The sequence below is a fragment of the Pedobacter sp. 22163 genome, assembly GCF_052045595.1.
GTDB lineage: Bacteria > Bacteroidota > Bacteroidia > Sphingobacteriales > Sphingobacteriaceae > Pedobacter.
On the sequence record NZ_JBQEPM010000010.1, the window covers coordinates 49,276 to 61,429 of the forward strand.

Consider the following 12,154-nt stretch of genomic DNA (forward strand, 5'->3'; position numbering starts at 1 on the left):
AGTAATATTTTAGAAAGCTAATTGATTGTCTATATCATTTGACTAAAATGAAAAATGAAACCATTCGGGTTTTCGTAATTACCTATAAGAGAGCTGCGTTACTTAAACGCGCTTTAAATTCTCTTATCAATCAAACTTATACAAATTGGGTTGCAGAGGTAATAAATGATGATCCATTGGATACCGAGGTTAATGAATTACTAAGGGCACTCGCTGATGAAAGAATAGCTCTAAAAGATCATCCTACAAATTTTGGTGCTACCAGAAACTTCAACTACTGCTTTAGTAAAAAAACGGATGAACCTTATGCTTCCATTTTAGAGGATGATAACTGGTGGGAAGAGGATTTTTTAGATAAAATGGTTGCAGCCATTAATGGCTACTTAAACGCACAGATGGTAGTGTCAAATGAGAAAATATGGATCGAACAAAACGATGGTAAGTGGCTTGATGCAAATCGAACAGTTTGGGATAAAAAAACAGGTACAGAATTACTGGAATTTAATTTAAGGGATAAGTGTGGCTCAGCTAAAATATGCAATAGTGCTATGCTGTGGAGAACTTCCTGTTCAAATTCTTGGTTAACACCTAATGATTTACCGGTTGATGTAACTGAACATTTTAGGGAAAGGGTTATACCGCATCCAATACTTTTGGTTAATAAACCACTCGTAAATTTTTCACAAACTATTGCAACAGCCAGATCTCAAAATCCTTCTTTATGGGGATCTTACCAAGTATTATTGGTAGCTTCTGCATTTAGGAAAATACACGGTATAGAACGGAGTAAATTAGCCTATGATTTATTCTTAAAAGCCAGAAAAGATGGCAATAGCCCTTATAAAACGACCTTATTACATGCGGCATTGGCTGATAAAAGTGCCAGGGCAATATTCTATATGGCAACTCTACCCGAAATATTACGGTACTTGCTAACATGGCTTAAAAAACCCATTACCAGTTATACAACAATTAATGCAGTTCATAATAATAAAGAACATTTTCATTATTTAATTAATATAAATCCTAATAAAGGCTGTTAATTAATCTTTAGAACCCCAATCGATAATTTGAAAATAGCTATCATAGCCAGTCCAAACATCCCTGTTCCACCAGATCAATATGGAGGAATAGAGCGGATTATATATATGTTGATCCAAGAACTTAACAAAAAAGGACACGACATTACCTTATTCGCTCATCCCGATTCTAAAGTAGACTGTAAATTGATCCCTTATCAAGAATCTAAAAAATATACCTTTAAGGATTTTATTAAAATAAATCTTTTAACATCTAAAAATAAAAAATTCGATTTGGTCCACACCTTTGGAAGAATGAATAATATTGCTTTTTTAATGCCAAAAAAGACAATTAAGATCGTATCCTACCAACTTCCTCCTACCGTTTCGCAAGTTAAAAAAGCAGTTTTATTGGCTAATAGAAATTCTTTATACTTTTCGGCCTGTAGCAATTACATTGCAGATCAAATCAGTAAATTTTGTGATATAACTACAGTTTACAATGGAGTGAATAGTGATGAATATCAATTTAACCCGAAAATAAACGATCAGGCACCTCTCGTTTTTCTTGGGCGCATTCAATGCGATAAGGGTACACACCTGGCAATAGAGGTTGCTAAAAAAACGAAAAACAGGTTAATCATTGCTGGAAATATTCCTAACGAAAAGTTGCACATAGACTATTTCAATTCCCAAGTAAAGCCCCATCTCAATAATCAGGATATCACGTACATCGGGCCGGTAAATAATAAAGAGAAAAATATATTACTTGGTAATGCCAAAGCCTTTTTAATGCCCGTAACATGGGATGAACCATTTGGTATCGTCATGACAGAAGCATTAGCTTGTGGCACCCCTGTAATTGGTTTTAAAAGAGGAGCTATACCAGAAGTTGTAGTAGATGGTTATAATGGTTACGTATGTGAAAACGTTGAACAAATGATTATTGCCGTTAATCATATAAAAAAAATAAATAGGGAAAACTGCAGGAAAGTACTGGAAGAAAAATTTTCTGCGCAGGTAATTGCTGATCAATATGAGCGCTTATATAAACGTGCATTGAAAATTTAATGAAAAAGATAACTTTCATTACAACAGCGCAACCCACAACGAATCCCAGACTGGTTAAAGAAGCCGAATACCTCAAGAGTTTAGGATTTGAGGTAAAAGCAATTGTTTGTTTTTACGAGAGATGGGCAGATCAATTTGATTTGGACATCATTTCAAAGAACCCAGGGATGTATATTTTTTGTGGGGGGTCACCTTTCGGCAATATTCTTGAAAAACTAACCTATTATAAAACGCGTTTACGTCAAAAAGTTTGGAAGGAAATATTCAGATTGACCAAAAATGGGAGATTTGCAGAAAACGCAATTAGCAGGGCGCATGCCGAATCCTTACGTGCAGCAAAAAGTACGAATGCAGATTTATTTATTGCACATAACTTAGGTGCTTTACCCGCTGCCGCCATTGCCGCAACTTTTTGCGCTGCCAAAGTTGGTTACGATGCTGAAGATATGGATTCAGGGCAATATCTTTCCAGGAATGACTATATGTACTTACTTAATTTATTGATTGAGCAAAAGTACTTTTCAAAAACAGAATACTTTACTGCAGCCAGCCCATTGATTGCCAATAATTATAAAAAAAAATATTCTTTTTTGAAACCGGTAGTGATCAACAATGTTTTCCCTAAAACAAAATTATTACCTATCCAAAATACAGCAAAAGGAACCTTAAAACTTTTTTGGTTTTCTCAAACTGTAGGAACACATAGAGGGATTGAAGAGGTAATTAGGGCAATGAGTGATATTAAAAAACCAGTGGAATTACATTTACTGGGAGATTATGATGAAGAAACAAGATCCCTTTTCACAAAAATCGCTACAGATGAAAACCTCACCCCCAAACAGATCATCTTCTATCGACCAATTCCGGCAAAAGATATTTTCAAATTTGCTGCAGGTTTTGATCTTGGATTGGCTACCGAAATAGGTACTCCACTTAACAGGGATATTTGTTTAACCAATAAGATATTTACATATATTCAATGCGGATTGCCAATTATAGCAAGCAATACTAGTGCACAGACGATGTTTATAAATGAATATCCGAAATCTGGAAAAGTTTACATTCGGGGAGACAGGCAATCTCTAAGCAATGCCATCAATCACTATATTGATTCCCCTGAATTATTAATAAATACAAAAAAATACAATTACAATTTAGGTCAAGATGCATTAAATTGGGAGACCGAAAGCAAAAAATTTATAGAGGTAATCAATAAAACACTTATATTTTGAAAAAAGCGCTAATCATTTCACCATACTTTACCCCAGCTAACGCTGCGGAAATTCATAGAGTAAGGATGAGTTTGCCATTTTATCAAGATTTTGACTGGCATGTAGAGGTTGTTTGTGTAGCAGAAAAATATACAGATGCAGTTTTCGATTATTTATTGGATAAATCAATTCCGGAAAACATCAAGATTCATCGGATAAAAGCATTAGATAAAAAATTAACTTACAAGTTCGGTTTGGGCAGTATTGCATTGAGGTCGCTCTGGCATTATAAGCAATATGTTAATCGTTTATTAAAAAGAGAAAAATTTGACCTCATCTTCTTCTCAACAACTCAATTTCCAGTATGCGTTTTAGGCCCGTATTGGAAAAAGAAATTTGATATTCCATACATCATTGACATGCAGGACCCTTGGTTTACCAGTTATTACGAAGATAAACCAAAGTATAAAAGGCCAAAAAAATATTGGTTTTCCTATCGGCTCGATAAATATTTTGAACCAATCGCTATGAAAGATGTTAGTGGTTTAATGGCCGTTTCAGATGCTTATCTGGATGATTTAGTCCTTCGATACCCCCATCTTGAAAAGATACCAAAAGCAACGATAACATTTGGCGGATTTAGGAGAGACTTAGATATTGCCAACGAAAATGCAGATCTGCTTAAACTTGCATTTGATAACAATAAGGAATTCAAACATATTGTATACGTAGGTAGGGGCGGCTTTGATATGCAAAAGGCTGTTAGCCTTTTGTTTAAAGCGTTTAAAAAGTGTTTACAATCTAACCAAAATCTATTCGATAAGCTAAGATTTCATTTTATAGGCACCAGTTATGCCCCATTGGGTAGCGGGCAAAAAACACTTTATAGCGTAGCAGAAAGGCTGGACGTAGAACAGTATGTATCCGAACAAACAGATCGGATTTCTTTCTACGATAGTTTGTATAATTTACAGTCTGCCGATGCCTTATTTATCCCCGGGCATGAAAAACCAGCATACACAGCCTCCAAAATATATCCTTACATCATGACTGAGAAACCAATTTTGGCTATTTTTAACATGGAGAGCAGTGCTGCACAATCCTTGCTTGATTGCAAAGCAGGCTATGTGGCAAATATTCTGAATTTTAAAAAGTCAATGGAAGTTATTAGGTGTTTCTTAACAGGAGTAGCAGAAAACAATTTGCCTGTAGGAGAAACTGACTGGAGAGAATTCGAAAAGTATCGGGCCAGGGCAACTACTCAAAAACAATGTGAGTTTTTAGATAGCTGCCTGGAGAAAAAATCAATAAATTGAAAAAATTAGCAATAATTGTTAGCCACCCAATACAATATTATGCACCGCTATTCCAGCTGCTCGCTTTACAATGTGAATTAATGGTATTTTATACTTTCGGTAAGCATAGCGAGAAAGAGATATTTGACGAAGGTTTCAAGAAAAAAATAAGCTGGGATTTACCAATTTTGGAAAACTATAATTATTATTTTGTCGAAAATAAAGCTAAAATACCAGGACACTATTTTAATGGGATTAAAAATCCAACCTTAATAAATGACATAAGAGCATTCCAACCTCATGCTATTTTAATTTATGGATGGTCTTATCGAAGTCACCTAAAAGCGATAAGATCATTTAAAGGGAAAGTACCCGTATGGTTTAGAGGAGACAGTACCCTACTTGATCCTTTACCGTTTTGGAAAAAATGGATAAAAGATATTTTCTTAAATTGGGTTTACAGGCATTTAGATTTAGCTTTTTTTGTAGGCCAGGAAAACAAAAGCTATTTTAAAAGATATGGGCTAAAAGAAAATAAATTGATTTTCGCACCTCATGCAGTTGATAATGAACGATTTTCTGAGGATCGATCAACTGAAGCTATTGAGTTAAGACAGCGCTTTGGTATATCAAACGAGGAAATTTTAATCCTTTTTGCCGGAAAATTTGAAGCGAAAAAAGACCCTGTCATTTTATTAGAAGCCTTTATAAAATCAGACCGTCCGCTTACCCACCTACTTTTTGTGGGTAATGGCGAGTTGGAAAAAAGTTTAAAATTAAAGGTCAATGATTTAGGGAAGTATGAAGATGGGATAAGTACTAAAGAAATGGATAGGAGGCATAGGCTTGCAAAAAGAATTCATTTTATGGATTTCCAGAACCAAACTCAAATGCCTGTCGTTTATCAAACCTGCGATTTATTTTGCTTACCATCGAAAGGCCCAAATGAAACTTGGGGGCTGGCGGTTAGTGAAGCTATGGCTTCGGGGAAGGCAATTTTGGTTTCCGATAAAGTTGGTTGTACGAAAGATTTAGTTTCTCCTGAAAATGGATATATTTTTAAATCAAGAGATTTAACGGAGATAACCGGTATTATAAATATATTAGAAAAGAAAAAACTTACTACTCTTGGAAAAGCATCTTTAATTAAAGCTTCTTCTAGAACGATAAAAAACATCATTGATCCACTAATTAAACATTTATATAAAAATGGCGAGTAGCTTTTCAGACCAGATACCGACAATAATAAATATTATACGACAATTAAAGCCGTTAAAAATTTTAGATATTGGGAAGGGATTTGGAAAATATGGATTTTTAATTCATGAATATGTAGGAATACCTTCTGATAAGAAAATAGACTCAGACCTTACCCTTAAAGAACAAAGCAATATTATAATAGATTGTGTTGAAGTTGATAAAACATTGATGCTTAAGCACATTAGCCACATTTATAGAAACATATTTTTTTCTGATATTTTCGATTTATATCAGAAATTAACTGAAGATTATGATCTTATACTTATGATTGATGTTATTGAGCATCTTAGCAAAGATAAATCACTTAAAATGCTGCAACATTTTTTGGACCAGAATATAGATATCCTTATTGCAACACCAAAAGATTTTTTTCAACAGGAGCTTTACGAAAGTATATATGAGAATCATATTTCTAGTTGGAGCGTCGATGACTTTAAAAATCTTAAAAACGCTATTATCCAAAAACAAAAAATTGAGTCTGGTTTAGTATTTTTTCTATCGACAAGAAAAGTTGCTTTTACTGGTTTTGGAAACTCTTTTTTAACGAAACTAAAAAGAATAAGAAGGCTACTACTCTCTGAAATTTAATGACTCCGGATCTTAAAATTAGCGTTATATTACCCGTTTATAATGGCATGAAATATCTTGAGAAATCAGTATTATCCGTGATAAATCAAAATATATTTCACTATGAATTTATAATATGTGATGATTGCTCAACTGACGAGAGTACTAAATTTTTAAGAGAAATCGAAAAAAAATATTCACAAAAAGTAAAGGTTATTTATAATAATGTAAACCTTGGTCTATTCAAAACCCTTAATAAACTGATTAGCTTTACCAGCTCTCCGTTAATTCACTTATGGGCACAAGACGACATTATGATGCCAGATTGTTTAGAAAAATGTATAATATTTCATGACCTGCATGCAGATATAACAATGAGCTATCATGGTGTTGAATATATAGATGAAAATGGAACCGTTAAACCATTTGAAAAAATTGACGGTACCCCAATTATAATAGACACTGATAGTTATGCCAGTATGTCCTCTAAATGGGGTTGTATTCCAGGGAATATTTCAAATGTGACTATTAGCTCAGTACATGCTTATGCTGTCGGATTATTTAACGATGAAATGATTTTAAGTGCTGATTTTGATTTGTGGACAAAACTTGCCTCAAAAGGAAGTATAGGAAGAATGACTGAAAAACTAACCTTTCTCCGTTTGCATGGTGGTCAACTTAGTAGAAATTATGGAAGCATTGCCTTAAGAATTAAAGAAGATATACCCATACAAAAAAAAATATCTTCATTGCTGATAAAAAATGAAGATCAATACAGAATAGCCAGGCGCTATTGGCGATGGAAAACTCAACCAAGTTACTTTAATGATCTATTATTTTTATTTTATGTTAAGGAATATAATGAAGGTAAAAAACTAATGTTATTGTTGAAGTCTGAAACAAATTTATTTGGTTTGTTTATGAGATGGTCTGTGGTTCGGCTACTTCGTGCATTTAAACTGGATATAAAATTTTATCAGATTTTTTTAGAAAAATAAATGGCAAATTTTCGAAAAATCGGTAAAGTAGAAATTATATTAATGTTTTTACTGTTGCTATACGCGATCACGAGTTATAATCCTCTTGCAACAAGCTGTGCCGTTTTAACACCTTTTCTACTAATTAAATTATTATGGAAAGAAGATGAAAGCCCATATCTTTTCGTCGCTTCATTACTACAATGGCTTTCTATAACAATTAAAGTATTTTATTCAAATTTCATGGGACTTGAATTTCAGGAAGTTTTTGAAAATTATAAAGAAATTGAAAAAACTTATTATGTGAGTTTAATTGGAATAATATCGGTTGCATTGGGTATTCATATAATAATCAGGCGATACGCTGTCGAAAAAGAAGATTATGCAGAAATCGCATTAAGATACGATTCAAGGAGATTAGTGCCATTATATCTTATTGTAACCATACTTTATCCAATATTATTAAATAATTCTTACTCTATGGGCGGATTTCAACAACCCATAGCAAAACTTGCCGACTTTAAATGGATGATTTTTTTCATCTTCATGATGAGTACCTTTTTTACTAAACAATATAAATTGTTTTTTTTAATTACAGGCCTTGAAGTTATATTAAGTCTTACAGGCTTCTTTTCTAGTTTTAAGGATTATTTTTTGGTTTTATTTGGTGGTTTAACGGTTATATTTTCAAAAAAAATAAAGTTTAAACAAATAATTCCCCTTGCAGGCCTAGCCATTACATTCTTTTATATGATTGTTATCTGGCAATATATTAAACCAGAATACAGAAGTTACCTAAATGGGGGAACTATTTCTCAAAACTCCATCAGAACAAACAGTGAGTCGCTATCTAAGCTACAAGAGCTGGTTGGAAATGTTAACCAAAGTAATATTGATGCCGGGTTTAAACAGACGATCGACCGGATTTCTTACATAGATTTCTTTTCCGCAACAATAGACTATGTACCAAGAGTAGTTCCACATACACACGGACGGTTATGGGGAGATGCGGTGGCGCGTGTATTGCAACCACGGCTTTTTTTTCCAAATAAAGAAATCATTGACGATTCTGAAACAACAAGAAAATACTCAGGTATGCAGGTAGCTGGCGCAGAATCTGCTACCTCCATAAGCTTGGGTTACATGACTGAAAACTATATTGATTTTGGCATTCCAGGAATGTTTGTTAGTCTATTTATCTACGGTTTAATTATTGGAATTGCTTACAAATATGTAATGACCAGCAGTCCAGATAAACTAATTGGAACCGCCATGACAATTCCATTATTCATATTGATATATATGTTTGAATCTGCGTTAAACAAATTAATAGGGGGGCTATTTATGTATCTACTTATCTATGAACTTATCCGTCGTTTTGCGCTTAAAAGGTTTTTGCAACAGATTAAAATTTAAGTGAAAATCATCCATATTTCCGCTTCTTACAAACCGGCCTACATTTATGGGGGGCCTATACAAAGCGTTGCGAAACTGTGTGAAGCATTGGTAAGGTTAACGGTTAGCGTTGAGGGGTTAGGGATTCATGATGTACAGGTATTAACAACTACGGCAAATGGAACATCTGAACTAGACGTAATCATAGGCAAAACTACTTTAGTCGATGGGGTAAAAGTTAGCTATTTTAAACGCTGGACTAAAGATCATAGTCATTTTTCGCCTGGGTTGTTACTGAGTCTGAGAAAGATCCTTCGTTACACTCAGGATGACGAAATAAACACGGACAATCGACACCTAAAAGGTCCACCCCGTCTTGCAGACACCCCTCCAAAGGAGGGGAATATTGTACACATTCATGCCTGGTGGAATTTGGTTTCTGTTTTAAGTTGCTGGATAGCGAAATGCTACAAAGTGCCTGTAGTGCTCTCGCCAAGAGGGATGCTCACAGCTTACACACAGCATAATCGCCATTCATTTTTCAAACAACTTCTTCATCGATCAATCGGGAAAAAACTTCTACAATATTGCCACATCCACGCTACCAGCGAACAGGAGAAACAGGATATACTTAAAATTGTTATGCCGAAAAGCATTACGGTAATCCCAAATCTGGTTAGTATAAAGGAATCGGTTAGCAGTTCTCAACTGGCTATTGACAATTACGATACACCAGTTTTCCGCTTGATTTTCCTGTCACGTATTGAAGAAAAAAAAGGACTTGAGCTGCTGTTTGACGCTTTATCCTTGCTGGATATTAACTGGCAACTGAGCATTGCAGGTTCGGGAAAAGAAGGCTATGTTGAAAGTTTAAAGCTAAAAGCGGAAAAACTTAAGCTAAATCCACGTATTAATTGGATAGGACAAGTTACTGACCAAGATAAGTATAACTTGATAGCCAAACACGATTTATTGGTCCTCACTTCTTTCAATGAAAATTTTGCGAATGTAGTAATTGAAAGTTTAAGCATTGGAACCCCTGTTTTGGTTTCGGACAAAGTTGGCCTGTCAGATTATGTAAGTGAAAAGCAGTTGGGTTGGATCTGTAAACTGGATGCAAATGATATCAAAGTAACGATATTGAACGCCTTTCATGATCAGGAAAAAAGGAAAAAGATCGGGCAAATGGCACCGGAAATAATCAGAAAAGATTTTGATGACCAGATTTTGGCCAACAGGTACCTGGAAATGTATAAAGGACTGATGTAATGAACAGGAATTTCAGCTTTATTATTTTAACCTTCAACGAGGAAGTGCATTTGCCCCGATTGTTGGAATCTATTAAAGATCTGCATGCCGAAGTTTTTATTCTCGATAGCGGCAGTACTGATGATACTTTAAAAATTGCGCAGGCTTATGGAGCTGAAGTACAAAGCAATCCTTTTGTTAATCATCCCCAACAGTGGGATTTTGCACTAAAAAACTTTGCTGTTAAAACACCCTGGACTATTGGTTTAGATGCCGACCAGATTGTAACCCCAGAACTCTTCGCGATGCTCCAAAAATTTAAGGATACTAATTTCGAAGGCATAAACGGAATCTATTTTAACCGCAAAAACTATTTTCAGGGAAGTTGGATCCGCTATGGCGGCTACTACCCTATTTATCTATTGAAAATGTTCAGGACAGGAACCGGTTATTCTGATCTGAACGAAAATATGGATCATCGTTTTATTGTTCCTGGTAAAACCCTAATTTGGAAGAAGGGACATTTGTTAGAAGAAAATCTTAAAGAAAACGACATCGATTTCTGGTTAAAAAAACATGAAAAATATAGCGATCTGATTGCTCAGGAAGAGATTGAACGCATGCAAAACTTACGCAAGCAATCGTTAAACCCCAACCTTTGGGGCAATCCTGATGAAAAAAAGGCCTGGCTAAAGAGATTGTGGTGGAAACTGCCGCTGGGTTTAAGGCCGTATTTATATTATAGTTACCGGATGATTTTTAAATTGGGTATTTTAGATAATGAGACTGCACGTCGTTTTCATTATCTGCAGGGCCTTTGGTTTAGAAAGTTGGTGGACAAAAAAATAAACAAACTCAAAAATCCCTAGCCATTAAAGGTAATAATTAGATCAAGAAAAATCCTACATTTATCCAGAATAGCAATAATGATATGAACGAAATCCAGATCAAACAGGCCAAGAAACAAGCAGATTTAAAAGCAATCAAATTCGTAATTGCCCTTTTTGTACTCTATATCCTATTCAGTCAGGGAAACTTGTTTATGAATAGCGTAATGACTCCAGGTGCAAGGTTTTATAATGCAGGCCTTGCTGAACATTTCAATTATATCCAAGGATTAAAGACAGCATTAATTGTTCCTGCAGTGTGGATTATCAAAGCTTTCGGGTTTTACGCCATTTACAATGAATCGGATGTGATGGTTGTAGCAGGTCCATATCTCAGGATTAATTATTCCTGTTTGGGGCTTGGAGTGATGAGTTTTTTGGCTGCCTTTGTCCTTGCCTTCCCCGCCCCCTGGAAATCGACATTTAAGATGTTAGCCATTGGGATTCTCACCATCTATGTTTTAAATGTTTGCCGGATAGCGGGTTTAGGCGTTCTGCTCGGTTTGTTTGAATCACAGCGACAGAACTTTACGTATCATCACGAGGTTTTCAATGTAATTGTCTACATCTGCATTTTTGTAATGTTATATATCTGGATCAAGAACAACACCAAAGGTATCAGAAAGGCAAAAACCGAAGATACTATTCAACCAAAGCAAGACTAATTATACCTTGAATAAAACGCAGCTAAATAAGAACTTTGATACGGGCGGCTTCCAGATCGAAGCTTCCGTTTTGAAACAGTTTTTATGGTATTTTACAGACGTGTTCTTTTTTAAAAGCCGGATCATGCCCATCAGTTCTGTCCTTGTTTTCCTTTTAAGGCTTTTTGGTGCCAGAATCGGAAAACAGGTAAGGATCAAACCTGGTATCCATGTAAAATACCCCTGGAAGCTGATTATTGGAGATTTTAGTTGGCTGGCTGACTGTTATATTGAGAACCTGGATCTGGTGACTATTGGAGAGAACTGCTGCATTTCTCAGCAGGCCATGCTGATAACAGGCAATCATAATTACAGTAAAATCAGCTTTGATCTACTAATTGGTCCAATCAATATTGAAGAAGGGGCCTGGGTTGGAGCCTGTGCCAAGGTATGTCCTGGAGTTAATATCCATAACCATGCTGTACTTACTATGGGAAGCGTAGCGACAAAAGCGCTTGATGCTTATGGTATCTATCAGGGAAATCCAGCTACAAAAGTAAAGGAGCGCGAAATTCTTTAA

General features: G+C 35.1%; 12 protein-coding genes. All 12 read left to right on the forward strand.

Annotation, left to right across the window (positions count from 1 at the left end; genetic code table 11):
* Positions 1–47: 47 nt before the first annotated feature.
* Positions 48–1,043 (forward strand): glycosyltransferase, encoded by a 996-nt coding sequence (locus ACTJKN_RS22540; protein WP_440827958.1) that lies wholly within the window; start codon positions 48–50, stop codon positions 1,041–1,043.
* Positions 1,044–1,070: 27 nt separating this feature from the next.
* Positions 1,071–2,090: a glycosyltransferase family 4 protein gene (locus ACTJKN_RS22545; protein ID WP_440827959.1), complete on the forward strand. Its 1,020-nt coding sequence runs from the start codon at positions 1,071–1,073 to the stop codon at positions 2,088–2,090.
* Positions 2,090–3,322: a glycosyltransferase gene (locus ACTJKN_RS22550; protein ID WP_440827960.1), complete on the forward strand. Its 1,233-nt coding sequence runs from the start codon at positions 2,090–2,092 to the stop codon at positions 3,320–3,322. The genes ACTJKN_RS22545 and ACTJKN_RS22550 overlap by 1 nt, the downstream gene beginning before the upstream one ends.
* Positions 3,319–4,617, forward strand: a complete 1,299-nt coding sequence (locus tag ACTJKN_RS22555) for a hypothetical protein (RefSeq protein WP_440827961.1) — start codon at positions 3,319–3,321, stop codon at positions 4,615–4,617. The genes ACTJKN_RS22550 and ACTJKN_RS22555 overlap by 4 nt, the downstream gene beginning before the upstream one ends.
* On the forward strand, positions 4,614–5,816 hold the full coding sequence (locus ACTJKN_RS22560) for a glycosyltransferase family 4 protein (protein ID WP_440827962.1): 1,203 nt from the start codon (positions 4,614–4,616) through the stop codon (positions 5,814–5,816). The genes ACTJKN_RS22555 and ACTJKN_RS22560 overlap by 4 nt, the downstream gene beginning before the upstream one ends.
* Positions 5,806–6,444, forward strand: coding sequence for a hypothetical protein (locus ACTJKN_RS22565; RefSeq protein ID WP_440827963.1), 639 nt, complete (start codon positions 5,806–5,808; stop codon positions 6,442–6,444). Before ACTJKN_RS22560 ends, ACTJKN_RS22565 begins: the two co-directional genes overlap by 11 nt.
* The gene (locus tag ACTJKN_RS22570) at positions 6,444–7,421 is read left to right on the forward strand and encodes a glycosyltransferase (RefSeq protein WP_440827964.1); all 978 of its coding nucleotides are present in this window, start codon (positions 6,444–6,446) and stop codon (positions 7,419–7,421) included. The genes ACTJKN_RS22565 and ACTJKN_RS22570 overlap by 1 nt, the downstream gene beginning before the upstream one ends.
* On the forward strand, positions 7,422–8,816 hold the full coding sequence (locus ACTJKN_RS22575) for a hypothetical protein (RefSeq protein ID WP_440827965.1): 1,395 nt from the start codon (positions 7,422–7,424) through the stop codon (positions 8,814–8,816).
* Positions 8,817–10,064, forward strand: coding sequence for an XrtY-associated glycosyltransferase XYAG1 (locus tag ACTJKN_RS22580; RefSeq protein ID WP_440827966.1), 1,248 nt, complete (start codon positions 8,817–8,819; stop codon positions 10,062–10,064).
* Positions 10,064–10,912, forward strand: a complete 849-nt coding sequence (locus tag ACTJKN_RS22585) for a glycosyltransferase family 2 protein (RefSeq protein ID WP_440827967.1) — start codon at positions 10,064–10,066, stop codon at positions 10,910–10,912. Before ACTJKN_RS22580 ends, ACTJKN_RS22585 begins: the two co-directional genes overlap by 1 nt.
* A 62-nt stretch (positions 10,913–10,974) precedes the next feature.
* Positions 10,975–11,595 (forward strand): exosortase Y, encoded by a 621-nt coding sequence (xrtY, locus tag ACTJKN_RS22590; RefSeq protein ID WP_440827968.1) that lies wholly within the window; start codon positions 10,975–10,977, stop codon positions 11,593–11,595.
* A gap of 7 nt (positions 11,596–11,602) precedes the next feature.
* Positions 11,603–12,154: a WcaF family extracellular polysaccharide biosynthesis acetyltransferase gene (locus ACTJKN_RS22595; RefSeq protein WP_440827969.1), complete on the forward strand. Its 552-nt coding sequence runs from the start codon at positions 11,603–11,605 to the stop codon at positions 12,152–12,154.

Excerpts from the sequence above, each read along its gene's own strand:
- ACTJKN_RS22570 (WP_440827964.1), top strand. The coding sequence starts at position 6,444 with ATGACTCCGGATCTTAAAATTAGCGTTATATTACCCGTTTATAATGGC.
- xrtY (WP_440827968.1), top strand. The coding sequence starts at position 10,975 with ATGAACGAAATCCAGATCAAACAGGCCAAGAAACAAGCAGATTTAAAA.
- ACTJKN_RS22575 (WP_440827965.1), top strand. The coding sequence starts at position 7,422 with ATGGCAAATTTTCGAAAAATCGGTAAAGTAGAAATTATATTAATGTTT.
- ACTJKN_RS22550 (WP_440827960.1), top strand. The coding sequence starts at position 2,090 with ATGAAAAAGATAACTTTCATTACAACAGCGCAACCCACAACGAATCCC.
- ACTJKN_RS22585 (WP_440827967.1), top strand. The coding sequence starts at position 10,064 with ATGAACAGGAATTTCAGCTTTATTATTTTAACCTTCAACGAGGAAGTG.
- ACTJKN_RS22565 (WP_440827963.1), top strand. The coding sequence starts at position 5,806 with ATGGCGAGTAGCTTTTCAGACCAGATACCGACAATAATAAATATTATA.
- ACTJKN_RS22540 (WP_440827958.1), top strand. The coding sequence starts at position 48 with ATGAAAAATGAAACCATTCGGGTTTTCGTAATTACCTATAAGAGAGCT.